22 protein-coding genes are annotated in these 22,779 nt (G+C 55.9%); 12 read left to right on the top strand and 10 right to left on the bottom strand.

Annotated features, from left to right (window positions below):
• The first annotated feature begins 71 nt into the window (after positions 1-71).
• Positions 72-821 carry an SDR family NAD(P)-dependent oxidoreductase gene (locus EKN38_RS13435; protein WP_014832003.1) on the top strand — a complete coding sequence of 250 codons (750 nt, stop codon included), beginning with the start codon at positions 72-74 and terminating at the stop codon, positions 819-821.
• On the opposite strand, the gene EKN38_RS13430 is transcribed toward EKN38_RS13435, so the two are convergent.
• The 10 genes from EKN38_RS13430 to EKN38_RS13385 all read right to left on the bottom strand — a co-directional run bounded on the left by EKN38_RS13430 (position 818) and on the right by EKN38_RS13385 (position 9,250).
• Positions 818-1,747 (bottom strand): ABC transporter ATP-binding protein, encoded by a 930-nt coding sequence (locus tag EKN38_RS13430; RefSeq protein WP_014832002.1) that lies wholly within the window; start codon positions 1,745-1,747, stop codon positions 818-820. The two genes, EKN38_RS13435 and EKN38_RS13430, sit on opposite strands and share 4 nt — an antisense overlap.
• Positions 1,740-2,726, bottom strand: coding sequence for an ABC transporter ATP-binding protein (locus EKN38_RS13425; protein ID WP_014832001.1), 987 nt, complete (start codon positions 2,724-2,726; stop codon positions 1,740-1,742). The genes EKN38_RS13430 and EKN38_RS13425 overlap by 8 nt, the downstream gene beginning before the upstream one ends.
• Positions 2,723-3,619 carry a D,D-dipeptide ABC transporter permease gene (gene ddpC, locus EKN38_RS13420; protein ID WP_014832000.1) on the bottom strand — a complete coding sequence of 299 codons (897 nt, stop codon included), beginning with the start codon at positions 3,617-3,619 and terminating at the stop codon, positions 2,723-2,725. Before ddpC ends, EKN38_RS13425 begins: the two co-directional genes overlap by 4 nt.
• Positions 3,616-4,638 (bottom strand): ABC transporter permease, encoded by a 1,023-nt coding sequence (locus EKN38_RS13415; protein WP_013096543.1) that lies wholly within the window; start codon positions 4,636-4,638, stop codon positions 3,616-3,618. The genes ddpC and EKN38_RS13415 overlap by 4 nt, the downstream gene beginning before the upstream one ends.
• 22 nt (positions 4,639-4,660) lie before the next feature.
• On the bottom strand, positions 4,661-6,193 hold the full coding sequence (locus tag EKN38_RS13410) for an ABC transporter substrate-binding protein (RefSeq protein WP_014831999.1): 1,533 nt from the start codon (positions 6,191-6,193) through the stop codon (positions 4,661-4,663).
• A 15-nt stretch (positions 6,194-6,208) separates the two neighbouring features.
• Positions 6,209-6,784 (bottom strand): D-alanyl-D-alanine dipeptidase, encoded by a 576-nt coding sequence (gene ddpX / locus EKN38_RS13405; RefSeq protein ID WP_014831998.1) that lies wholly within the window; start codon positions 6,782-6,784, stop codon positions 6,209-6,211.
• A 12-nt stretch (positions 6,785-6,796) separates the two neighbouring features.
• Positions 6,797-7,651 carry a MurR/RpiR family transcriptional regulator gene (locus EKN38_RS13400; RefSeq protein ID WP_014831997.1) on the bottom strand — a complete coding sequence of 285 codons (855 nt, stop codon included), beginning with the start codon at positions 7,649-7,651 and terminating at the stop codon, positions 6,797-6,799.
• A gap of 291 nt (positions 7,652-7,942) precedes the next feature.
• Positions 7,943-8,365, bottom strand: a complete 423-nt coding sequence (locus EKN38_RS13395; RefSeq protein ID WP_014831996.1) for a hypothetical protein — start codon at positions 8,363-8,365, stop codon at positions 7,943-7,945.
• Positions 8,343-8,765, bottom strand: a complete 423-nt coding sequence (locus EKN38_RS13390; RefSeq protein ID WP_071841848.1) for a polymorphic toxin type 44 domain-containing protein — start codon at positions 8,763-8,765, stop codon at positions 8,343-8,345. Before EKN38_RS13390 ends, EKN38_RS13395 begins: the two co-directional genes overlap by 23 nt.
• A 2-nt stretch (positions 8,766-8,767) precedes the next feature.
• A complete protein-coding gene (locus EKN38_RS13385; protein WP_014831995.1) occupies positions 8,768-9,250 on the bottom strand; it encodes an Hcp family type VI secretion system effector in 483 nt (160 codons plus the stop codon).
• Positions 9,251-9,545: 295 nt separating this feature from the next.
• On the opposite strand from EKN38_RS13385, the gene EKN38_RS13380 reads away from it, so the two are divergent.
• The 11 genes from EKN38_RS13380 to EKN38_RS13330 all read left to right on the top strand — a co-directional run bounded on the left by EKN38_RS13380 (position 9,546) and on the right by EKN38_RS13330 (position 22,758).
• Entirely contained in the window at positions 9,546-11,030 is a 1,485-nt protein-coding gene (locus EKN38_RS13380) for an alpha/beta hydrolase (protein ID WP_014831994.1), read from the top strand.
• 91 nt (positions 11,031-11,121) lie between these two features.
• The gene (locus tag EKN38_RS13375) at positions 11,122-12,333 is read left to right on the top strand and encodes a diguanylate phosphodiesterase (protein ID WP_043951770.1); all 1,212 of its coding nucleotides are present in this window, start codon (positions 11,122-11,124) and stop codon (positions 12,331-12,333) included.
• An 88-nt stretch (positions 12,334-12,421) separates the two neighbouring features.
• The gene (locus EKN38_RS13370) at positions 12,422-13,315 is read left to right on the top strand and encodes an aminoimidazole riboside kinase (RefSeq protein WP_014831992.1); all 894 of its coding nucleotides are present in this window, start codon (positions 12,422-12,424) and stop codon (positions 13,313-13,315) included.
• Between the two features lie 172 nt (positions 13,316-13,487).
• On the top strand, positions 13,488-15,005 hold the full coding sequence (locus EKN38_RS13365; protein WP_014831991.1) for a carbohydrate porin: 1,518 nt from the start codon (positions 13,488-13,490) through the stop codon (positions 15,003-15,005).
• 67 nt (positions 15,006-15,072) lie between these two features.
• Positions 15,073-16,443 carry a sucrose-specific PTS transporter subunit IIBC gene (locus EKN38_RS13360; RefSeq protein ID WP_014831990.1) on the top strand — a complete coding sequence of 457 codons (1,371 nt, stop codon included), beginning with the start codon at positions 15,073-15,075 and terminating at the stop codon, positions 16,441-16,443.
• Positions 16,443-17,849 carry a sucrose-6-phosphate hydrolase gene (locus tag EKN38_RS13355; protein ID WP_014831989.1) on the top strand — a complete coding sequence of 469 codons (1,407 nt, stop codon included), beginning with the start codon at positions 16,443-16,445 and terminating at the stop codon, positions 17,847-17,849. The genes EKN38_RS13360 and EKN38_RS13355 overlap by 1 nt, the downstream gene beginning before the upstream one ends.
• A gap of 28 nt (positions 17,850-17,877) precedes the next feature.
• Positions 17,878-18,894 (top strand): LacI family DNA-binding transcriptional regulator, encoded by a 1,017-nt coding sequence (locus tag EKN38_RS13350; protein ID WP_014831988.1) that lies wholly within the window; start codon positions 17,878-17,880, stop codon positions 18,892-18,894.
• A 97-nt stretch (positions 18,895-18,991) separates the two neighbouring features.
• Positions 18,992-20,542, top strand: a complete 1,551-nt coding sequence (locus tag EKN38_RS13345) for a methyl-accepting chemotaxis protein (RefSeq protein WP_014831987.1) — start codon at positions 18,992-18,994, stop codon at positions 20,540-20,542.
• A 762-nt stretch (positions 20,543-21,304) separates the two neighbouring features.
• A complete protein-coding gene (locus EKN38_RS13340) occupies positions 21,305-21,724 on the top strand; it encodes a hypothetical protein (RefSeq protein WP_014831986.1) in 420 nt (139 codons plus the stop codon).
• 5 nt (positions 21,725-21,729) lie between these two features.
• Positions 21,730-22,296 carry an RNA polymerase sigma factor gene (locus EKN38_RS13335; RefSeq protein ID WP_014831985.1) on the top strand — a complete coding sequence of 189 codons (567 nt, stop codon included), beginning with the start codon at positions 21,730-21,732 and terminating at the stop codon, positions 22,294-22,296.
• 90 nt (positions 22,297-22,386) lie between these two features.
• Positions 22,387-22,758: a hypothetical protein gene (locus tag EKN38_RS13330; RefSeq protein WP_014831984.1), complete on the top strand. Its 372-nt coding sequence runs from the start codon at positions 22,387-22,389 to the stop codon at positions 22,756-22,758.
• Positions 22,759-22,779: the final 21 nt, after the last annotated feature.

Below are 22,779 nucleotides of genomic sequence, written 5' to 3'. Positions count from 1 at the left end.
TCCGGCAAGGGCTAATGTGTCTCCAACGCAAGCGAAAACGCGCAACGCAAACCCAACAAAAGGTAAATGACATGAACACAACGCTTTTCGAAAAAATCGCACTGGTCACAGGCGGCAGCACCGGTATTGGTCTTGCCACGGCGCAGGAGCTGGCGGCTCAGGGCGCCAAAGTCTATATCACCGGTCGTCGACAGGCCGAGCTGGATGCCGCCGTCGCACAAATTGATTCCCGTGCGGTGGGTATTCGTGCCGACGTCTCTCAACTCGCCGATCTGGATCGAGTCTATGCACAAATAGCGAAAGAAGAAGGGCGTCTCGATATTTTGTTCGCCAATGCGGGTGGCGGAAATATGCTGCCGCTGGGAGCCATCACCGAGGAGCAGTTTGACCGTATTTTCGGCACAAACGTGCGCGGGGTGCTGTTTACAGTACAAAAAGCGCTGCCGCTGTTATCGGCCGGATCGTCCATTATTCTGACCGGTTCAACGGTGTCGATAAAGGGAACGGCAAACTTTAGCGTCTACAGTGCCAGCAAAGCCGCCGTGCGCAACTTTGCCCGCTCCTGGGCGCTGGATCTGCAGGGCCGTGGGATCCGCATCAACGTAGTCAGTCCAGGCCCCGTCAAAACCCCGGGACTTGGCGAACTGGTGCCGGAAGAACATCGTCAGGGGTTGTATGATGCGCTGGCTGCACAGGTTCCGTTAGGACGTTTAGGTGCGCCGGGTGAGGTGGGGAAAGTGGTGGCGTTTCTGGCCTCTGACGCGGCAAGCTTCATTAACGCCACCGAGCTGTTTGTCGATGGTGGGATGGCGCAAATTTAATCCACATTACGCCAGCAGCGCACGCTACGGCCCTCGTGTGAAGGCTGTAGCGGCTGCGGGCGTTCACACCCCTGCGTGGCCTGCGGACAACGGTCGCGGAAATAGCACCCCTCGGGCAGATGGCGGTTTCCCGGAAGCTCCGTTTTACGCAGCGCCAGAGTTTCATCCAGCGGTTCACCGGTTCTGGGAACCGAATTGAGCAGCAGCCGGGTATACGGATGACGCGGCGTAACCAGCACCTGTGCCGCCGTGCCCAGTTCGACAATTTGCCCGAGATACATCACCGCCACGCGATCGCTCATGTGCCTGACAACCGAGACGTTATGGGATATCAGCACATACGTCAGGTTGCGTTCCTGCTGCAGCTTCACCAGTAAATTGAGGATCTGCGCCTGTACGGAAATATCCAGCGCGCTGGTGGGCTCATCCAGCACGATGATGTCCGGGTTTGAGGAAAGGGCGCGGGCGATAGCAATGCGCTGACGCTGGCCGCCGGAAAACGCATGCGGCAGACGGTCGAGATATTCCGGACGGATACCCACCTGCTGCGCCAGATTTTCAGCAAGCTGGCGTCGTTCCCGTTCGCTGCTGCGTTTTTGCACCCACACCGGCTCGGTGATGATGCGCCAGACCGGCAGACGCGGGTCAAGCGACGAGAGCGGATCCTGAAACACCATCTGCATACCGCCCGCGTGGTTTGTCCGTGCGCACAGGCCGGCACTGGGTTTGAGCATCCCCATTAAAAGCTGCGCCAGCGTGCTTTTACCACAGCCGGATTCGCCAACAATCCCCAGCGTTTCGCCGCGATGGATCTGAAGATCCAGTCCGTTGAGGGCGTGCACCTGTTCCGTGACCCGCCCCAGCCAGTTTTTACGTGCGGGAAAGTTAACGTGCACGCGATCCAGTTCCAGCAGTACGTCAGACATGGGTTTTCTCCTGTTGCGGATACCAGCAGGCCGCCCGTTGGCCTTCGGCCCCCTGAGGCAGTAAGCGCGGTGTTTCAGTGCATTTTACGCCTGCAGCAAAACAGCGCTCCCGAAAAGCACACCCGCGCGGAAGCAGGCTAAGATTGGGCACCGTACCGGGGATGGCAGGCAGCATCTCGCGTGGTTCGCCGTTTTCAGGCGCACACTGCAGCAGGCCGATGGAATAGGGATGAACGGGATGGTGGATCAGGGTTTGCGTGGTGCCGCTTTCAATCACGCTCCCGGCGTACATGACATACATCCGGTCGCAGAGTTGTGAAACCACCGCCATGTCGTGGCTGATAAACAGTACCGAGGTTCCGCTGGCCCGCGCTTTATGCTTCAGCAACCTTAACACCTGTAGCTGAACGGTGACATCCAGCGCGGTGGTCGGCTCATCGGCAATAATCAGTTCAGGCTCGCAGGAGAAGGCCAGCGCAATCATCACCCGCTGGCGCATGCCGCCGGACAGCTCGAACGGATAACGTTCCATGACCTCCGCCGCATCCGGGATCTGCATCTCTTCCAGCAGGGTGATCGCTTTTTTCCCGGCATCACGCCGTGAAAGGGGCTGATGCTGGCGGATCACCTCCACCATCTGTTTGCCAATCCGTCGCGTCGGGTTCAGCGCTGTCATCGGCTCCTGAAAAATCATCGCCACTTTGGCACCGCGCCACTGGCGGAGCTGTTTCTCGGATGCATTCAGGACATCTTCACCCAATAGTTTTACCTGCCCGTGATGAACCCGGTAACTGCCCTCCGGCAGCAGACGCATGGCCAGCATCGCCGTTACCGACTTCCCGGAGCCGGATTCACCCACCACGCCAACGATCTCGCCGCGTTTGATCTCCAGCGATACGTGGTTCAGGGCGTGAACTTCACCGCGAAATATCGGGAAGCTCAGGTGTAAATCTTCAATGGTTAATACTGCTTCCCTCATGCCTGTTTTCCTCCCGATTTCGGATCCAGCAGGTCGCGAATGCCGTCACCAAACAGATTAAACCCGACGGCGGTGATCAGAATGGCCGCGCCGGGAAAGGCGCAGTACCACCACTGGTCGAGCACATAGTTGCGGCCCACGGCCACCATTGCTCCCCATTCGGCGGTGGGCTGCTGCGCCCCAAGGCCGATAAAGCCCAGCGTGGCGGCCATCAGGATGGCGCTGCCGATATCCAGCGAGGCCTGCACAATCAGCGGTGGCAGAGCGTTACGCAGGATATGCCAGCTGATCAAATGCCAGCGCGATGCGCCAAACGTGCGGGCGGCCTGCACATAGGTAAACTGGCGCACCACCAGGGTTTGCCCGCGCGCCAGGCGCACGTAAAACGGGATACGTACAATCGCAATCGCCAGCATGGCGTTAAACAGACTCGGCCCCAGCGCCGCCGCCAGTGCCATGGTCAGTACCAGCGAGGGAATGGAGAGCATAATGTCCATCACCCGCATAATGATGGCATCGCCGCGCCCGCCCAGCACGCCGGATAAACAGCCCAGCAGCGAACCGATACTCCCGGCAATCACCACCACCGCCAGCCCGGCGGTAATGGATTGCTGGCTACCGACCAGCACGCGGCTGAACAGATCACGTCCGACTTCATCGGTACCAAACCAGTGCTGCGCAGACGGGGCCTGCAGCCGGGCGGTGAGATCCAGCGCGTTCGGATCATGAGGGACGATCCACGGTGAGGTTACCATCAGCAACAGCATCACCAGCATAATCACCCCGCCGATCAGCGTGAGCGGGCTTTGGCGCAGCATCCAGAACAGCTTTGCCCAGTCGAGGCCCGGTTTCGTTGTGTTTACGGGGACGGGCGTTTCCTCAGTCAACATCATTCGGCACCTCCGCGCCCGATACGGGGGTCAATCCACAGATAGAGCAGATCAACCACCAGATTGACGACCACATAGGCCAGCGAAACCACCACGGCAAAGCCCATGACGGCAGGGAAATCCAGCGCCTGGATGGAGGTCACCACCCAGGCGCCCATGCCAGGCCAGGCGAAGACGGTTTCCGTCAGTACCGCGCCATAAAGCAGATCGCCCAGCGCCAGCCCGAGCACGGTAATGGACGGGATCATCGCATTCGGCAGGGCATACCGCAGGACGATATACCAGCCCGGCAAGCCACTGGCGCGGGCGGTGCGGATGTAATCTTCGCTGAGCTGCTCCAGCATGGCAGACCGTACCTGACGTGCCACGATACCGAGGTGCACAAACGCCAGCGTCAGCGAGGGCAAAATCAGGTGTTGCAGGGCGTTGAAAAAGACCTCGCCGTTACCCTCCAGCAGGGCATCCAGCAGATAAAAGCCCGTCACGTGGGCAGGCGGGTCGAGCCAGTCGTCCAGCCTGCCGCCGCCGGGCAGAAGTTGCAGATGGCCGTAGAACAATACGATGACGCCCAGACCCAGCCAGAAGGCCGGGGTGGAGATCCCGGTCATCGCCATCAGCCGTACCAGATGATCCAGCCAGCGGTTACGGTAGACCGCCGATAAAATCCCCAGCGGTACGCCGATCACCAGCGCCAGCAGCAGGGAACAGAACGCCAGCTCCAGCGTGGCGGGGAAGAAGGCTTTTAAATCTTCCGCCACCGGCCGCCCGGTTCGGATAGAGGTCCCTAAGTCGCCGTGCGCCAGGGCGTCCACATAGCGGCCAAACTGGATATAGAGCGGCTGATCCAGTCCCAGTTGCTGGCGAATGTTCTGCACAATCTCGTCGCTGGCACGGTCACCGGCCAGCAGGCGGGCCGGATCGCCGGGGATCAGGTGTGAAATAATAAAGGTGATGATACAGACACCGGCCACCACCAGGATTAACCCCCAGCAGCGCTGGCGCACAATGCTCCAGAACGTCATACACTTTCCCCCGGCGAAACCGTTACTTGCTCATGGTGGCGATGTTGAACACCTGCTCGAGCATTGGATTAAAGGTGAAACCTTTGACCTCTTTGTTCATTGCCAGCTGGTAGTTCTTCTGGAACAGATAAACGTAGGCCGCTTCGTCAATCACAATCTTCTGCGCCTGCTGGTAATCGCGGGTGCGCTCCGCCTGGTCCGTGGTTTTCAGCGCCGCCTGCAGCAGGGAATCGACCTCTTTGTTCTCATAGAACGCGCGGTTGCCCGGCAGACCTTTTTTGTCCGACTCAAACCAGTAGTTCATGAACATGTACGGGTCGGCAAAGTCCGGGCTCCAGTTGCCAATGGCAATGTCATAATCGCCCTTGCCAACGCGGTCGCGCATGGTAGCGTTAGCCAGTTTTTCCAGCTTGACGTTAATGCCGAGCTTGCCCAGGCTGGCCTGAGTGGAGAGGGCGATAGGCTCCCAGTTCGGGTCGTTGTCCGAGTAGAGGAACGTCAGGCTGGCCGGTTTATCTTTGACTTTCTCCAGCGCCGCTTTCGCTTTGGCCTCGTCAAAGCTGTACTGCATGGCGGTGGCGTCGAAGCCCCACATGCCATCCGGGATCGGGCCGCGCATCTGCTTGCCGTTACCGCTGAGAATGCCTTTTACCATCCCCTGATAATCGGTCGCCCAGGAGATGGCCCGGCGCAAATCCACCTGATTCAGCGGCGCTTTGCTGTTGTTGAGATAGAGATAGGTCACGCGCAGGGACGGATACTCGGCTACAGCGACGTTGCCCTCCTGCTTGAGCGCAGAAAGCTGATCGACAGGCAGGGAGTCGGCAATATCCAAATCGCCACGGGAAAGCTGCAGGCGACGCGACGCGCTTTCACCGATAATTTTCACCGAGACGCGCTTAAAGTGGGGCTTATCTCCCGCCCAGTGCGGGTTAGGCACCAGCACCAGCTGCTGACCTTTTTGCCAGCTCTTCAGCATAAATGGCCCGGAGCCGGCGGTGTTCTGCGCCAGATAAGCCCGCGCATCATCGGCGGCATTGGCCTTCAGTGCGGCCGGGTTAATAATCGATGCACCGTCATTCGCCAGGGTATAGAGGAAGGGAGCAAACGGCTGGCTGAGGGTGAATTTCACCGTGTGGTCATCAACGGCGTCAATTTTGAGATCTTTCGGGAACGCTTCAGACGGCCCCTGGCTGAGCTTCAGCAGGCGCTCAAACGACAGTTTTACCGCTTCGGCGGTGACGGGCGTGCCGTCAGAGAATTTAGCGTTGTCCGTCAGGGTGAAGGTCCACTCTTTCTGATCCTCAGATGCCTTCCAGCCCGTGGACAGATCGCCTTCGACCTCCGTGGTGCCAGGCTTGTACTTCACCAGTCGCTGATAGGATGGATAGGTGACGGTCCAGTCGTTGTTATCGATGGTGATTGCCGGATCGAGGGTTTGCGGATCGGCGGCTTTACCTATCACCAGCATGTCTTTCGGAACGGCGGCCTGCGCAGCAGGCATGCTCAGCGCCAGTGTGGCGGCGATAAGCGTCGTGAGAAGCGTTGTTTTCATGGCAGTGCTCCAGGTTTAAAGAGAGGTGTGCGTCAACGGAAAACAGGCGAAACGATCGTCAAGAAGGGGATAACTGGCGGCGTTTGGCAGCTCGAAGTGCCACCATTCGCTGCCGATCCCCACAAAGCCGCCGCCAAACATGATGGCGTTAAGCAGCAGGCGGTTGCGCTGGGCGTGCGGCGGCACGGAGGGGTGATACGGATGAGAACGGTCATCCATCTCATCAAACCCGGCGCCCATATCCAGCACGTTGTTATGTTCATCCATCAGGGTGACGTCGATGGCCGTACCGCGGCTGTGATTGGAGCCAATGGCCACATCCACCACATATTCCGGGTTCGGGCACGCATCCCACAGCTGCGCCTGGGCCTGCTGCGGGCGATAGGCGTCGTAGACCACCAGTTTCAGTCCGGCGAGCGTGGCGATGCCAATTGATTTCGCCAGCGCGGTGGCGGCATCGGTATGCAGCAAACACAGCGCCTCCTGATAGATGGGACGGCCAGTCAGGTTATCGGCGGTGGCGTATTTCAGATCGATATGCAACTCAGGAAACATTCTGGCGACATCAATCAATTCACTCTCTTCGGGCATAGCTCCGCTCCTTTAGCGTTCGAATTGTCCAAACTCTTGTTGTAATTCACGGTTTATCGTCAGACGGTCTGCAAGCGCATCACCCAGCGCCTGGACCACGCCCGACAGCAGCAGGTTGAAAAGACAGCTCACAGGGGCCAGCGAATCCCAGAAGTGGCCGGTATCGGTTTTAACCTGCAATAAATCAATGGGATAATCCCGCGCCCACGGACACCAGATATCGGTGATCAGGGCCATCGGAATACCTTTCTCACTTGCGACCCGACAGTACTGCCGGGCAATGGCGGAATAGGCGCGGGTATCGGTCAGCACCACATAAGGGTGGTCAAAACCGGAGTTGAGCGATTCAACCCAACTGCCGGATAACCCCTCGGAGTAGCTCACGCGCGGGCGCAGGTATTCCAGGTGGCTGAAGAAGGCGTTGGCAATCCCGCGCGTTGACTGGATCCCCAACACAAACACCGCGTCAGCATGGGTGAGCTGATGGACGATCTGCCTGAAGGCATCGGTCTGTGCCAGCTGATAAACATGGGTAATGGCATCCACCTCCAGCGAAAGGGAGTGCTGGAGGCGATCCGAGAGCGGACTTTGCTGTTGCCAGGAGTCCAGACGTTCATTCATTCCCCAGGGCTGGTAAGGATCGCGCAGGCTTTTTTTCGCATCGTCCAGGTTGCGATACCCCAGCTTGCGCAGGAAGCGCCCGACGGTGATCCCACTGGTGCCGGTAGTCAGCGCTACGCTCTCTGCCGTCTCAAACGGTATCAGCGCGGCGTGCGCCAGCATCCAGCTTGCCACACGCTTTTCGCTGGGCGTCAGCTGGCTGAAGGTGGCTTCGATACGGCTCAGCATTTCGGGTTTGGTGGTCATTACCGCCTCGCTGTTAACCGGCTGTCAATGGCCGGAATTCTGTTACCTGGTTAACAATGCATGACGCGTGCCATGTTCACATGACGGCGAAAAGCCGCTATGCTGTAAATTTCATGCAATATTTGATTAACCAGTGATCAACATTTGTGCAGCGTAGTTCACTTTTGGTGCAGTGTGTATGACGGTAAGCAAGAACTTTGAAGGGGCACGCATTTGCGATCCTGAATCGCCCGTCGCCCGTGAGGAAAGTTTGTGATGTGGAGAAACACAGTAATGTTTTGCCAGGTTGCCCTATGGCCTGGCAACGAGATTTATACCTATGCGGTATAGGTTAGATTGAATACGATACTGCGCGGGACTTGAAAAATAATATATATCGCCTGTAATGTTGAGATAAATCTGTCCATTATCGACTTTACGTAAGGCGTTTGCGTCTCGTGTTTTAAGAAAGGGAGTATAATCATCCAGATGAGAAATAAAATTATTGTCTGAAGTTTTATTATCAATCAGGTAATAATGGTAACCGAATGCTGTAGTCGCTCCTGCATCACTTTGCACAATATAAATATTCGCAGAATCATTTAAAGCTGTTTTCTTATATATGCTATATTCCACAGGAAATACCCACCGGGGGATCATATATATAATCCAAATCATCACGATAATAATAACGCCTAATGCGTACCGTTTTTTAAAACCCCGTTCTTTTAGCATAGTCAATACCTGCTCTTATCCAGACCTGATCCGCAGGATCATCTCCATAGGGTGCTGATTCATACCAGGTGCCAAATTTCTTCGGATCCCCGTTACCCGATCGACTTTGCGCCCATCCAGCCCCTCTCAACAGTATTTGTTCAGAAATGCCTGCCGCAGTACCGACGGCACCGTAATTGAAATTACCATAATCGGCATACTGGCGTCCTGATAGTGATTTATAGTCCCACGGTCCATGTAGCCTTACCATCCCATAGAACCAAATGTACGTCAGTGCTGATGGGCCTTTATGGAATCTTGCTATCATCATGTTGTTAACAATGGATGCGCCAGGGGGAACCAGCAAGGAGGTTGGATACGCTGGCGGTGTTGGATGAACGGGTATCGTTGGATAGCGCATAATTAACGCTCCGCCCAACTATCAGCAAACTGTAAATTTCCATCACAAAACTTCCACGTAATTTTATCGTACCTTAACTCAACCAGTTCCAGATGATTATGCTTTTCTTTGGTGGGATCTTTTATGTCGTGCATTAGCGGTGAAACCGAAACTACTTTCACGTTTTCAAGTGTCATGTTGTAATATTCAACTTCCTGTCCTGCATCGTTTATCTTATACCATTTGAATTCCGCAGTCTTAAGTGTTTGTCCGGTCGCTACTGCCTTCATGAGGTAAGGGGAGGATGAGTCAATTTCTTTCTGAAATAACAAAGGTGCATGTTGACGAGTGCCCATTACTTTTCCGGTAAGTGCATCGGTAGGTAATCTCAGACTGTGTGTAAAACCGGTGATTTCAATGCTGCCTTCTCGATCCTGAACGTCTACGCTTCCTTTTATTTCAGTATTGCCATCATCTCGTATCCATAAATAAACCGGTATAGCCATCGCTAAAACTCCATTTTTAATAAGAGTTTATAAATATACGTAAATATCATCTTTTAGCATGCGATTTAGTGTTATTTATTGTTAACCAAGATAATCATGGTTGATGTATTTAGTATTGGCATTTATATAATTTATAAAGCAGGTGAAAGAGGTAATAGTTGATGCCGTATGGGCATACCTTACACATGCGCAGATAAGCGTGATAAAAAACATTAGCAATAAATACAGTGAATACCTTAGCCCCTTCACATTTTTGATAAGATACAAACACAGTGACTAAGAGAAGGAACCCGGCATGGCGAATCTGCCCTGGCGTGTCAGCGTGCGCCTGATGGCTCTCGCAAAGAAAGTGGCGATGGTCATAGGGATTATCGTGGTTGTGCTGCTGGCAGTGAGGGTGTATCTCTCGCAGCAAGGGCCAGCGTTGCATCTCTGGCATACCTGGCGTGCGGATGAAATGAGCGTAAGCGAACTGGATAAGGCGAACTTTGCTGACTATCTCGACCGGGAAAAGGCCATCTTCGCCGATATGGATAACGCGGTTACGGCAAAAACGGAGGGTGAGGAGCGTACCGCGTTAAATCGCTACTACCGCCAGAGCCTGGTGTGGCCCGGAAAATTTGCCCCGGATGCGAATCGCTCGTTTGTGCTGATGCCTGCAGGTAAACCGCGTGGTGCGGTAGTTTTACTGCACGGACTCACCGATTCGCCCTACAGCGTTCGCCATCTTGCCGTTGATTATCAGCAGCGTGGTTTTGTGGCCGTGGTGCCGCGTTTGCCTGGACACGGAACGGCACCAGGTGCGCTGACCAACGTTGACTGGGAAATGTGGCTGGCGGCGACGCGTCTTGCGGTGCGCGAAGCCATCCGTCTGGCGGGGGATAACGTTCCTTTGCATCTGGTGGGCTATTCCAACGGCGGGGCGCTGGCGATGAAATACACCCTGGACGCGCTGGAATCGCCTTCGCTGCGAAAACCTCAGCAACTGGTGTTGTTGTCACCGATGATCGGCGTCACGGCGTTTGCCCGCTTTGCCGGATTCGCTGGCTTACCGGCGCTGTTACCGGCGTTTGCGAAAGCGGCGTGGCTGCACATCGCGCCGGAGTATAACCCGTATAAATACAACTCTTTCCCGGTAAACGCGGCGCGTCAGTCGTGGCTGTTGACGAAGGCGCTGCAGGAGCAGATTGGCCGCGATGCACAAAACCACACGCTGGATCGATTGCCGCCGGTACTGGCCTTTCAGTCGGTGATGGATTCAACCGTCAGTACCCGTGCGGTTGTCACGGGGTTATTTGACCAACTCCCGGCCAACGGCAGTGAACTGGTGGTGTTTGATATCAACCAGGCGGCGAGTTTCCGCCCGTTATTCCGTCCATCGTCGTGGACGGCCCTCTCTGAGCTGTTGCCGTCTGCGCAAAGGCGTTACAGTGTCACTATTGTCACCAACGCCAGTGCGGAGCGTTTCGCCACGGTTGCGAAGCACATCCCCGCAGGCAGTACAGATGAGACCGTGGAGCCGCTGGCGCAGCAGTATCCGCCGGAGGTCTATTCGCTTTCGCATGTCGCCGTGCCTTTCCCGCCGGATGACGATCTTTATGGCCGGCATCCGGCCGTGAAAAACCGCTATGGCATCAGCTTAGGCACCATTGCATTGTGGGGGGAGACATCCGTGCTGAGCGTGGGTAAAGATGCCCTGATGCGGGTGACCTCAAATCCGTTTTACGACTACATGAAGATGCGGATCGACAACCGCATCGGGGCGGAGGAAAAAGGGTGATCCCTTAAGCCGTTAATTTATTAGGTAGCGCTGGTGAAGTATGTTAAACAGTAACTTCCCCGGCGCCTCCCTTATTCTGGAACCCATTCCTGTGCTCACCACGCTGATTTATCGAAGCCAGTTAAATTTATCCTGCCGATCCGCAGAGCTACGCGCGCTGGTCGAACGAGCCAGGATCCGCAACACCAACCAGAACATTACCGGTGTGCTACTCTCGAACGGCAGCGACGTTATGCAAATTCTTGAAGGGTCTGAAGAGAGCGTAGTCAAGCTGTTCCATAAAATTCGCGATGACCAGCGACACAGTGGGGTGGTTGAGCTGATGCGGGACTACGGCCCCCGCAGACGTTTTAACAATGCCGGTATGCTGCTCTTCGACCTGCAGGTTCAGTCGCCAAAAGAGGTACTGCAGTCGGTTCTGGATTACAGCCAACTGGAAAGCTACCTGACATCTGATGATCGGGTGTTTAAATTCATTCAGAGTTTTATTACCGGTAAGCACGCGGGCAATTCGAGGGCGCCAGCGGATGCGGCAAAATGGACGCTTTCACGCGAGAAAGCCCCCTTTGGTGAGGCCGTGGGGCTTATTGCCGACCAAATCTGCCAGTTCGCACTGCAGCCGATTGTCGAACCTTCGGAAGGGAAAATCAGTTCACTTGAAGCGCTTATTCGCAGTAACGATGGCGGCAGCCCGGAACATTTCTTTAAAACGCTCGATCAGGACAAGATCTACGAAGTGGATTTGCAAACCAAAAAGTATGCCTTTGCACTGGCAGAGAAACTGGGGATTGGCAGCCATAAAATTGCGGTGAATCTGTTGCCCATGTCGCTGGTCAATGTGCCGGGGGCGGTGGAGTTTCTGGTGGATCAAATCAGTCTGCACGGGCTACAGCCGGAGCAGGTGATCATTGAAGTGACGGAAAATGAAATGATTTCCGGTTTCAACAAGTTCAACAGCGCCATTAAACGGCTTCGCGGCGAAGGCATAGGCCTGGCGATTGATGATTTCGGCTCTGGCTATGCGGGGCTTTCTCTGCTTACCCGCTTCCAGCCGGATAAAATCAAGATCGACCGGGAAATTGTCAGCAATATCCATCTCAGCGGTGCGAAACAGGCGATTGTCAGATCGATAGTGAGCTGCTGCACCGACCTGGAAATCACGCTGGTGGCGGAAGGTATCGAGAAGCTGGAGGAGTGGTGCTGGCTGGAGTCCGCCGGTATTCGTCGTTTCCAGGGGTTTCTGTTTGCCCGGCCGCAGGTTAACGGGGTGGGCGATATTCACTGGCCACACCTGGTACGATAACGCTTTTTCCTCCCTGATTATTTCCCCTTTGGCCAGCCTGTGTTTAAATAGCTAAAACGGTTTAACATAGTTTAGCTACGGGGATGTCATGGATAAAATCTGGGTACTCGGTGATGCGGTGGTGGATTTACTGCCAGAGGGGGAAGGTAAATTGCTACAGTGCCCCGGCGGCGCACCGGCAAATGTGGCGGTCGGCATCGCCCGCCTGGGCGGGAAAAGTGCCTTTATTGGCAGGGTTGGCGACGATCCGTTTGGCCGCTTTATGCACAAAACGCTGGCAGATGAGCAGGTTGATGTGCAGTGGATGCGTCTTGACCCGGCACACCGCACTTCAACGGTGGTGGTTGATCTGGACGAACAGGGCGAACGCTCGTTTACGTTTATGGTTCGCCCCAGCGCCGATCTGTTTCTCGACTCCACCGATCTGCCGCCCTTCAGGGCCAGAGAGTGGCTGCACGTCTGCTCCATTGCGCTCAGCGCGGAGCCGAGTCGCTCTGCCACTTTTCAGGCGATGGATGCAATTAAAAAAGCCGGTGGTTTTGTCAGCGTCGACCCCAACATTCGCCCCGACCTCTGGCAGGATGAGGGCGATCTTCGCCGTTGCCTCGAACAGGCGTTACAGCGCGCGGATGTGGTCAAACTCTCCGTCGAAGAGCTGACGTTTTTAACCGGTGAAGCGATTGTGGAAGCCGGTCTGGCGACGCTGATGCGCCATTGTCCGGCCCGCCTGGTGCTGGTGACGCGGGGTAAAGAGGGGGTAATGGCCTGGCATGAGGGCATCACGACACACTATCCGGCCACGCCGGTAGCGTGTGTTGACACCACCGGCGCAGGCGATGCGTTCGTCGCAGGATTGCTGTTCGGCCTGGCCTCGTCAGGCCAGGATCTGGCAACAACCCTCGCACTGGCCCAACGCTGTGGCGCGCTGGCCACCACCGCCAAAGGAGCAATGACCGCGCTGCCGTATCACCACAATCTGTAATTCTTCCTCCCTGGCCGCCCGTCGGCGGCCTGAATTGTCGCCTCGATCACACTTACTAAAACGGTTTAGCAAAAAGTATTGCCGATCCAAAATTCACGGGTTTAGTATCAGCAACCTAAACCGGTTTAGCAATTTAGCATTATCACAACACTATTTTTAGGGATGCGACAAAATGTATAAAAAACGCAGACTTGCCGTGATGATTGGCATGCTGGCCGGTAGTACCTCTGTTTTTGCCCAGACCGATATGATAAGCATTGAATCGCGCCTGGCGGCGCTGGAACAGCGTCTTCAGGATGCGGAAATGCGCGCCCAGAATGCGGAGAAACGCGCAACGGCAGCAGAACAAAAAACGCAGCAGCTGGTTGCCGCGCAGCAGCAGACACAGACCACCACCCAGGAGGTGGCCCAGCGTACCACGGTGCTGGAGAAGAAAGCCGATCAGAGCAGCGGGTTTGAATTTCACGGTTATGCCCGCTCAGGCCTGCTGATGAATGACGCGGCGTCGAGCAGCAAAAGCGGTCCGTATCTGACGCCTGCCGGGGAAACCGGGGGCGCAGTCGGGCGTCTGGGTAACGAAGCGGATACCTACGTTGAGCTGAATGTGGAACACAAACAGACCCTGGAGAGCGGGGCGACCACGCGCTTTAAGGCCATGTTAGCCGACGGGCAAAAGACCTATAACGACTGGTCAGCCGATACCAGCGATCTTAACATTCGTCAGGCCTTTGCCGAGCTGGGCAATCTGCCTGATTTCACCGGCGCGCTGAAAGGGAGTACCTTCTGGGCCGGTAAACGCTTTGACCGCGATAACTTTGATATTCACTGGCTGGATTCTGACGTGGTGTTCCTTGCCGGTACCGGCGGCGGTGTGTATGACGTGAAGTGGAATGATACGCTGCGCAGCAACTTCTCGATTTACGGCCGCAACTTCGGCAGCGAAGAGCAGATCGACAACAACGTGCAGAACTATATCCTCAGCATGAATCACTTTGCCGGGCCATTCCAGCTGATGGTGAGCGGGCTGCGGGCGAAGGATAACGACGAGCGTAAGGACAGCAACGGCGATCTGATTAAAACCGATGCGGCGAACACCGGCGTGCATGCCCTGGTGGGTCTGCACAATGATAGCTTCTACGGCCTGCGCGAGGGTTCCGCGAAAACGGCGTTGCTGTACGGTCACGGTCTGGGGGCGGAAGTAAAAAGCATCGGCTCGGATGGTGCACTGCTGGCAGAAGCCGATACCTGGCGCTTCGCAAGTTACGGTGTCACGCCGCTCGGCGGTGGCTGGCATATCGCACCTGCGGTGCTGGCGCAGAGCAGTAAAGATCGCTACGTCAAAGGTGACAGCTACGAGTGGGTTACGCTCAACACCCGGCTCATCAAAGAGGTTACGCAGAATTTCGCCCTGGCGTTTGAGGGCAGCTATCAGTACATGGATTTGAACCCGGAAGGCTACAAAGATCGCAACGCCGTTAACGGCAGCTTCTACAAGCTGACCTTCGCGCCGACCTTAAAAGCGGGCAAGATCGGCGATTTCTTCAGCCGTCCTGAACTGCGCCTGTTCGCCACCTGGATGGACTGGAGCAGCAAACTGGATAACTACGCCAGCGATGACGCCTTTGGCAGCAGCGGCTTTAACGCTGGCGGGGAATGGAACTTTGGGGTCCAGATGGAAACCTGGTTTTAACCCTTCACGCTCCCGCACGGCGGGAGCGTATCAAACATCATAAAAATGAAGTCAGGCAGAGGTAACTATGGATTTTGATAATATTTCCCGTGCGCTCATTCCGCTGCTCGGTGGCAAAGAGAACATCGCCAGTGCCGCACACTGCGCAACGCGCCTTCGTCTGGTACTGGTTGACGATGCGCTTGCCGATCAGCAGGCCATCGGCAAGGTCGAGGGGGTGAAAGGCTGTTTTCGTAACGCGGGTCAGATGCAGGTGATTTTTGGCACCGGAGTGGTTAACAAAGTTTACGCGGCCTTTATTCAGGCCGCAGGGATCGGTGAATCGAGCAAGTCAGAAGCGGCAGATCTCGCGGCGCGTAAGCTCAATCCGTTCCAGCGTATTGCCCGTCTGCTTTCCAATATTTTTGTGCCGATCATTCCTGCCATTGTGGCGTCCGGTTTGTTGATGGGCCTGCTAGGGATGGTGAAAACCTACGGCTGGGTGAATGCCGATAACGCCATCTACATCATGCTGGATATGTGCAGCTCGGCGGCGTTTATCATTTTACCGATTCTGATTGGCTTCACGGCCGCACGTGAGTTTGGCGGTAACCCTTATTTAGGCGCCACGCTCGGCGGTATTCTGACTCACCCGGCGCTGACCAACGCCTGGGGCGTGGCGTCCGGCTTCCACACCATGAACTTTTTCGGCCTTGAGATTGCCATGATTGGCTATCAGGGAACGGTGTTCCCGGTGCTGCTGGCCGTCTGGTTTATGAGCATTGTGGAGAAAAACCTGCGTCGCGTCATCCCGGATGCGTTAGACCTGATCCTGACGCCGTTCCTGACCGTCATTCTCTCCGGTTTTATCGCGCTGTTGATTATCGGCCCGGCGGGACGCGCGTTAGGCGATGGCATCTCCTTCATTCTGAGCACCCTGATTACCCACGCGGGCTGGCTGGCCGGTTTGCTGTTCGGCGGGCTCTATTCGGTGATTGTTATTACCGGCATTCACCACAGCTTCCACGCGATTGAAGCCGGGCTGCTGGGGAATCCGTCGATCGGCGTTAACTTCCTGCTGCCGATCTGGGCCATGGCGAACGTAGCGCAGGGTGGCGCGTGTCTGGCGGTGTGGTTCAAAACCAAAGACGCAAAAATTAAAGCCATTACTTTACCGTCGGCGTTCTCTGCCATGTTGGGCATCACCGAAGCCGCCATCTTTGGTATCAACCTGCGTTTCGTGAAACCGTTTGTGGCCGCGCTGATCGGCGGTGCGATGGGCGGCGCATGGGTGGTGTCGGTGCATGTCTACATGACGGCGGTAGGGCTGACGGCGCTGCCGGGCATGGCAATCGTGCAGGCCAGTTCGCTGCTCAACTATATTATCGGCATGGTAATTGCCTTTGGCGTGGCGTTCACCGTCTCGCTGCTGCTGAAATATAAAACGGACTCTGAATAATGACATTACCTTCCCGCTGGCCTGCCGTGCTGCAGGCTGTCATGAAAGGGCAACCGCGCGCGCGCGCCGACCGCCACTATCCGCAGTGGCATCCGGCGCCGGTGACGGGGCTGATGAACGATCCGAACGGTTTTATCTGGTTTGCCGGGCGTTACCATCTGTTTTATCAGTGGAACCCGCTGGACTGCGATCACCGCTATAAATGCTGGGGGCACTGGAGTTCGGACGATCTGCTGCACTGGCAGCACGAGCCCATGGCGCTGATGCCAGATGAAGAGTACGACCGCAACGGTTGCTATTCCGGCAGCGCCGTGGACAACAACGGGGTGCTGACGCTGTGCTATACCGGCAACGTGAAGTTCGATGACGGCAGCCGCACCGCCTGGCAGTGCCTGGCCGTGGAACAACCGGACGGGACCTTTAAAAAGCTGGGGCCGGTGCTCGCGCTGCCGGATGGCTACACCGGCCACGTGCGCGATCCGAAGGTGTGGCAGCACGACGGGATGTGGTACATGGTGCTCGGCGCGCAGGATGTGCAAAAGCGCGGCAAAGTGCTGCTGTTCAGGTCTGCCGATTTGCACACGTGGGTATTGTGCGGAGAAATCGCCGGTCACGGCGTCAACGGACTGACGGAGGCGGGATACATGTGGGAGTGCCCGGACCTGTTTGCCCTCGACGGGACGCACGTTATGATCTGCTGCCCGCAGGGGCTGGCGCGTGAGCCGCATCGTTACCTGAACACCTATCCGGCAGCCTGGATGAGCGGGGCGTTTGACTATCAGCGCGGCGCATTTGAGCACGGTGCGTTACACGAGCTGGACGCCGGTTTTGAGTTTTACGCCCCGCAAACGACGCTGGCGGAAGATGGCCGACGGATCCTGATGGGCTGGATGGGCGTGCCTGACGGGGAAGAGATGCTGCAGCCCACCCGGTCACAGGGCTGGATCCATCAGATGACCTGCCCGCGAGAGCTGCGCTACCGCGACGGCAAGCTCTGGCAGACCCCGGTGCGTGAGCTGGAAGCGCTGCGCGAAGAGGAGCAGCACTGGCAGGGCAACGCCTGCGATGCGCCGGTGCTTGATGCCTCGCGCCTTGAGTTCGAGCTGAGTGCAGCCTCCTCGAAACTGGATTTTGCCGGTGCGCTGCACCTCACGGTCGATGGCAATGGCCTGCGTCTGGAACGTGCCAGCCTGAAAACGGGTGAGACGTTAACCCGCTACTGGCTGGGTGAGGTTCACCATCTGCGCGTTCTGTGCGACCACTCCAGCGTCGAAATTTTCATCAACCACGGTGAAGGGGTGATGAGCAGCCGCTATTTTCCTGACCAACCGGCCCGGGTGCGATTCGAAGGTGCGTCCGACATCACATTACGCTACTGGTCGCTGCGCGCCTGCATGGTAGAATAGCGGTTTTGGCAGCCGGATCTAAGTCGTTGTGAGAAAAACAAAACGCGTCACCATTAAAGACATCGCGGAGCTGGCGGGAGTGTCCAAAGCCACCGCCAGCCTGGTACTGAACGGACGCAGCAAAGAGCTTCGCGTGGCGGAAGAGACCCGTGAACGCGTGCTGGCCATTGCGAAAGAGCATCACTACCAGCCCAGCATTCACGCCCGGTCGCTGCGCGATAACCGCAGTCACACCATTGGTCTGGTGGTCCCGGAGATCACCAACTACGGGTTTGCCGTCTTTTCTCACGAACTGGAGACGCTGTGCCGCGAGGCTGGCGTTCAGCTGCTCATCTCCTGTAGCGATGAAAATCCGGGGCAGGAGACCGTGGTGGTCAACAACATGGTGGCGCGTCAGGTCGACGGGCTGATTGTGGCCTCCAGCATGCTCAACGATGCGGATTACCAGAAACTGAGCGAGCAGCTGCCCGTGGTGCTCTTTGACCGCCACATGAATGACAGCTCGCTGCCGTTGGTGATCACCGATTCCATTACCCCGACAGCCGAACTGGTGGCCGAGATTGCCCGCCAGCACCCCGATGAGTTCTATTTTCTCGGTGGACAGCCACGTCTTTCCCCTACGCGCGACCGCCTCGAAGGGTTTAAGCAGGGTTTGCGCGACGCGAACGTTACGCTGCGCCCAGAGTGGATCATCCACGGAAATTATCACCCGAGTTCCGGATATGAGATGTTCGCCGAACTCTGTGCCCGCCTGGGCCGTCCGCCAAAAGCCCTGTTCACCGCCGCCTGCGGTCTGCTGGAAGGGGTGCTGCGCTACATGGGTCAGCACAACCTGTTGCATAGTGATATCCGGTTAGCCAGTTTTGACGATCACTATTTATACGACTCGCTCACTATTCCGGTGGATACCGTCCGTCAGGATAATCGTCAGCTGGCATGGCACTGCTTTGACCTGATTGGCAAGTTAATCGACGGTGAGATGCCTGAACCCGTACAGCGAAAACTGGATGCCACCCTGCAGCGGCGCTACAAAGCGGCAGAATAGCCCTGCCGGACGACGGGATACTTCAATAACTTTAATTAATTTAAGTTTTGGTTTAGCCGATAACCATAAGGAATAATTTTCCTTGAGGTATCGGTTCATGTCGTTAAAAAAATCATCCCTGATTGTCTTTTTCTCGCTGCTTTTCTTCTTTATCGCCAGCACGCTCACCAGCGTTGGCCTCATCATCAAAAGTAATAACTCCCTGGATAATGTGAACAAAGAGATCCAGGTGGTGCTGTCGATTATTGATCCCATCAACCATAGCCGTACGTTGCGCGTCCGGGTGATGGAGTATGTGAAGATGGTAGAGGCGGGCGCATCTGCGGATGAGTCGGCGAAGCTCGCGGCAGTAAAAGAGGCGCTGACCAAAGCCGATCGCGCCTTTGCTGCCTTTATGGCGTCTCCCCGTCTGACGGATGAAGCGCCGATGGTGAGCGCCTATCAGGATGCCTGGCAGAATTACCGCAACCAGGGGCTGGCACCGCTCATTGATGCTGCCGCCGCGCACGATATTGCCAAATTCAACGCCCTGATGCCGGAAGTCTCGCGCCTCGATCGTCAGTATGAGATCGTTCTTGACCAGGTTCTGGCCGTACATCAGGCCTATGCCAAAAACCTGAACGAAGATGCGAGCAGCAACTTTGTTTCCGGCCTGGCGATTATCGCCGGTATCGCTCTGCTGTTTGTGCTGGTGATTGTTGCCGTCAGCCTGCTGATGAAGCGCCTTGTTCTGGCGCCGGTTAATCTGGCTCGTGAACACTGCAGCCAGATTGCGGCGGGCAAACTGGACATTCCGGTACCGGTGAAGGGGAATTCCGGCAATGAGATCGATCACCTGATGGGCTCCATGGAGCAGATGCGTCAGGCGCTGCTGACGACCATCGCCCAGGTGCGCGACGCGAGTCATACCGTGACCCACGCTGCACAGGAAATTGCCTCCGGGAATATCGATCTGGCTTCGCGTACCGAGCAGCAGGCGTCTGCGTTAACCCAGACGGCGGCCAGCATGGAAGAGCTGAGCGCGACCGTAGCCAATAACACCGACAACGTCTGCCAGGCCGGGAAACTGGTGCAGGACGCGGTGAAAAATGCCCACACCGGGGAAGCCGTGACCCGTGAAGTGATTGAAACGATGAATACCATCGCCGCGAACTCGAAGCGCATCGAGGACATTACCAGCGTGATTAACAGCATCGCTTTTCAGACCAACATTCTGGCACTCAACGCGGCGGTAGAAGCGGCGCGCGCCGGTACCCAGGGGCGTGGTTTTGCCGTGGTCGCCAGCGAAGTTCGCACGCTGGCGCAGAAAAGTGCGGTGGCGGCGAAGGATATCGAAAACCTGATCGCCCAGTCGGTTTCCAGCGTGAAAAACGGCGCCGAACTGGTAGGGCGCTCCGGTGAGGTCATTGACTCGATTATCAGCTCCGTTAATAAAGTGAATACGTTGATGGAGCAGATCTCTGTGGCCTCTGAAGAGCAGAGTCGCGGTATCAGTCAGGTCGGGCAGGCAGTGACGGAGATGGATGGTGTGACCCAGCAGAACGCCGCGCTGGTGCAACAGTCCGCCGCGGCGGCCGCGTCGCTGGAAGAGCAGGCCCAGCAGCTCACGCGGAGTATTTCGAGTTTTAGTTTGCCAGTGCAAGCTTGATATTATTGTGGATTGTAGGCCGGGTGAGCGTAGCGCCACCCGGCAATAAAGGCGGCTAAGTTGTTGGTTTCAGCTTAATCTTGCGAAAGAATTTTGATTCAACAACCGGCGTGACGAGCATTATCTTTGGCGATGTTTCGCTGATAGTCGATGTAGCCGAAGGCATACCAGTAGCGCCGGGAATAAAAAGAAAATTAATCCTGTCAGGAATGCGTCATCCCCATGAAAATGCAGTATGGCATTAAAAAATACGCCAGCAGCCACGCCGACCACTAATAAAAATATGAACACCCAAACAGTGTGGTACCAGAGGATATAATTCGTCAGTCTGCCTATCATTACCAGATTGCTCCTTTTTAATGTATCTGTTTCTATTTCCTGCTGCAGGGCGTGACGCTATGAATAATAGACAGAGATGTAATGATTACAAACTTTTAACTAAAAATACTTAATTAAGCCTCGCTTTAGATTATTGTTAAATAGAAGGTTTTTTGGATGATTATAGGAATAGTCTCACCAACTGAAATAGGGCATTTAAAAAGCATCGATATAAAACCTGATGAATAAACAAGCTGATTTAAAAGCGCGAACAGATCGGCATTATGACAGGTTCTCATTTTTATGCTGTTTCCATTCGTCAGCCGCAAAAAGCGTAAACCACATTGATTACGATGTTTTTGAAAATTTTTAGCAATATTTTTGCTCCTCATCCGTCTACCTCATCACAAGCCATAATCAGTTACAGTAAATGAGGTCAACACCATGAGAGAGTTTGATATGCACGGCAGAGGTCACGGGCGCGGATTCGGTCGCCACCGTATGGGCAAGGGTTTAGTCATCGGCGCGGTCATTTTTATCGTGCTCGGTCTGCTGGTGATGTCCCTGTGGAACGCATTACTCCCGGCGATCCTCGGCGTGAAAGCCATTGGATTCTGGCAGGCGCTGGGCATTCTGATACTGAGTCGGATCCTGTTCGGGGGGCTGGGGTTCCGTCCGGGTATGTTTGGGGCGCACCGCCGGATGCACGAACGCTGGATGAACATGACGCCGGAACAGCGTGAAGCGTTCATGCAGCAGCGCCGGGAAGGATTTGGTCGTCATGGTCGTGGGCACTGTGGCTGGCATGGCCACCGTGACGACAAGCGCGAAGACAACGCGCCGAAAGCGCCGGACGTAGAGTGAGCGAGATGAAAACCGGGGAGGCGGGCAGATCCTTGCTGATGTCGGCGGTTAATGCCTGCCGCGCCCGGCTGAGCGCCTTTATTCGCGGAAGAACGCCGGTACGTGACGACGCCGACGATATTTTGCAGGAGATCACGTATCAGCTGATGAAGGTGGAACAACCGGTCGAAAACGTTGCCGCATGGCTGTTTCGCGCGGCGCGAAATGAGATGACCGACCGGGCACGCAAAAAGCGTGAAGTGCCGCTCTCCGGTTATTTCAGCTTCACTGGCGAGGAGGATGACGATTTCCCGGAAGACGAGATCGCTGAAACCCTGTTCGGTGTTCCGCATACCCCGGAAGAGGAGTACCTCAAAACGTTGCTGTGGGAAGAACTGGGGCAGGCGCTGGCTGAACTGCCCGCCGCGCAGCGCGAGGTCTTTGAAAAGACGGAGTTGCAGGGCTACAGCATTAAATTGCTGGCCGGCGAAACCGGGGTCAGCGAGCAGGCGTTGTTATCGCGTAAGCATAAGGCTGTGCTGTTCCTGCGAACGCGATTGCGGGACGTTTATGACGCGCTGACAGGGAGTTAATACGCCCGGCAGACAAAACCTTACACTGCCGGGACTTGTAGATTCATCACTATCGTTTATGATCGGGGCGTCTTGTTATTTTGGAACGTTATGCGCAACCGTCAGCTTCTGGGTAAATGGCTTCTGATAATCACGTGTCTGGCAATGGCAATTTGCCTGGTCCAGCGTGCGGTTTATCTCAACCATTTTTTACAGGGGCTGGATCCTCAGGTGCAAACGGTCATGATGGCTGACGCCCCGGGTCAGGAGGCTGAACAGTCCGGCCCGTCGCCGTGTCAACTTGGCGCACAGTCTTTGCTTTGTGCCCAGCCGCTGTTTTTTGACGGTGCGCTACCGGCGATTATTATCTTCTTCGCTCTGCTGCAGTTGTTTACCCAACGGCGCACATTTCTCTCCAGGGAGCAGCCTGTCCAGGTACCGCCTCCCCGAATACACCTCAAAAACTGCGTTTTCCGTGAATGAAAAGCATCGTCACCACACGAT

Source organism: Enterobacter sp. WCHEn045836, assembly GCF_003965585.1.
Lineage (GTDB): Bacteria > Pseudomonadota > Gammaproteobacteria > Enterobacterales > Enterobacteriaceae > Enterobacter > Enterobacter dissolvens.
Note: the sequence above shows the minus strand (reverse complement) of the source record. Positions and strands in the feature narration are given on the sequence as shown.

Excerpts from the sequence above, each read along its gene's own strand:
- EKN38_RS13435 (WP_014832003.1), top strand. The coding sequence starts at position 72 with ATGAACACAACGCTTTTCGAAAAAATCGCACTGGTCACAGGCGGCAGC.
- EKN38_RS13430 (WP_014832002.1), bottom strand. The coding sequence starts at position 1,747 with ATGTCTGACGTACTGCTGGAACTGGATCGCGTGCACGTTAACTTTCCC.
- EKN38_RS13425 (WP_014832001.1), bottom strand. The coding sequence starts at position 2,726 with ATGAGGGAAGCAGTATTAACCATTGAAGATTTACACCTGAGCTTCCCG.
- ddpC (WP_014832000.1), bottom strand. The coding sequence starts at position 3,619 with ATGATGTTGACTGAGGAAACGCCCGTCCCCGTAAACACAACGAAACCG.
- EKN38_RS13415 (WP_013096543.1), bottom strand. The coding sequence starts at position 4,638 with ATGACGTTCTGGAGCATTGTGCGCCAGCGCTGCTGGGGGTTAATCCTG.
- EKN38_RS13410 (WP_014831999.1), bottom strand. The coding sequence starts at position 6,193 with ATGAAAACAACGCTTCTCACGACGCTTATCGCCGCCACACTGGCGCTG.
- ddpX (WP_014831998.1), bottom strand. The coding sequence starts at position 6,784 with ATGCCCGAAGAGAGTGAATTGATTGATGTCGCCAGAATGTTTCCTGAG.
- EKN38_RS13400 (WP_014831997.1), bottom strand. The coding sequence starts at position 7,651 with ATGACCACCAAACCCGAAATGCTGAGCCGTATCGAAGCCACCTTCAGC.
- EKN38_RS13395 (WP_014831996.1), bottom strand. The coding sequence starts at position 8,365 with ATGCTAAAAGAACGGGGTTTTAAAAAACGGTACGCATTAGGCGTTATT.
- EKN38_RS13390 (WP_071841848.1), bottom strand. The coding sequence starts at position 8,765 with ATGCGCTATCCAACGATACCCGTTCATCCAACACCGCCAGCGTATCCA.
- EKN38_RS13385 (WP_014831995.1), bottom strand. The coding sequence starts at position 9,250 with ATGGCTATACCGGTTTATTTATGGATACGAGATGATGGCAATACTGAA.
- EKN38_RS13380 (WP_014831994.1), top strand. The coding sequence starts at position 9,546 with ATGGCGAATCTGCCCTGGCGTGTCAGCGTGCGCCTGATGGCTCTCGCA.
- EKN38_RS13370 (WP_014831992.1), top strand. The coding sequence starts at position 12,422 with ATGGATAAAATCTGGGTACTCGGTGATGCGGTGGTGGATTTACTGCCA.
- EKN38_RS13365 (WP_014831991.1), top strand. The coding sequence starts at position 13,488 with ATGTATAAAAAACGCAGACTTGCCGTGATGATTGGCATGCTGGCCGGT.
- EKN38_RS13360 (WP_014831990.1), top strand. The coding sequence starts at position 15,073 with ATGGATTTTGATAATATTTCCCGTGCGCTCATTCCGCTGCTCGGTGGC.
- EKN38_RS13355 (WP_014831989.1), top strand. The coding sequence starts at position 16,443 with ATGACATTACCTTCCCGCTGGCCTGCCGTGCTGCAGGCTGTCATGAAA.
- EKN38_RS13345 (WP_014831987.1), top strand. The coding sequence starts at position 18,992 with ATGTCGTTAAAAAAATCATCCCTGATTGTCTTTTTCTCGCTGCTTTTC.
- EKN38_RS13340 (WP_014831986.1), top strand. The coding sequence starts at position 21,305 with ATGAGAGAGTTTGATATGCACGGCAGAGGTCACGGGCGCGGATTCGGT.
- EKN38_RS13335 (WP_014831985.1), top strand. The coding sequence starts at position 21,730 with ATGAAAACCGGGGAGGCGGGCAGATCCTTGCTGATGTCGGCGGTTAAT.
- EKN38_RS13330 (WP_014831984.1), top strand. The coding sequence starts at position 22,387 with ATGCGCAACCGTCAGCTTCTGGGTAAATGGCTTCTGATAATCACGTGT.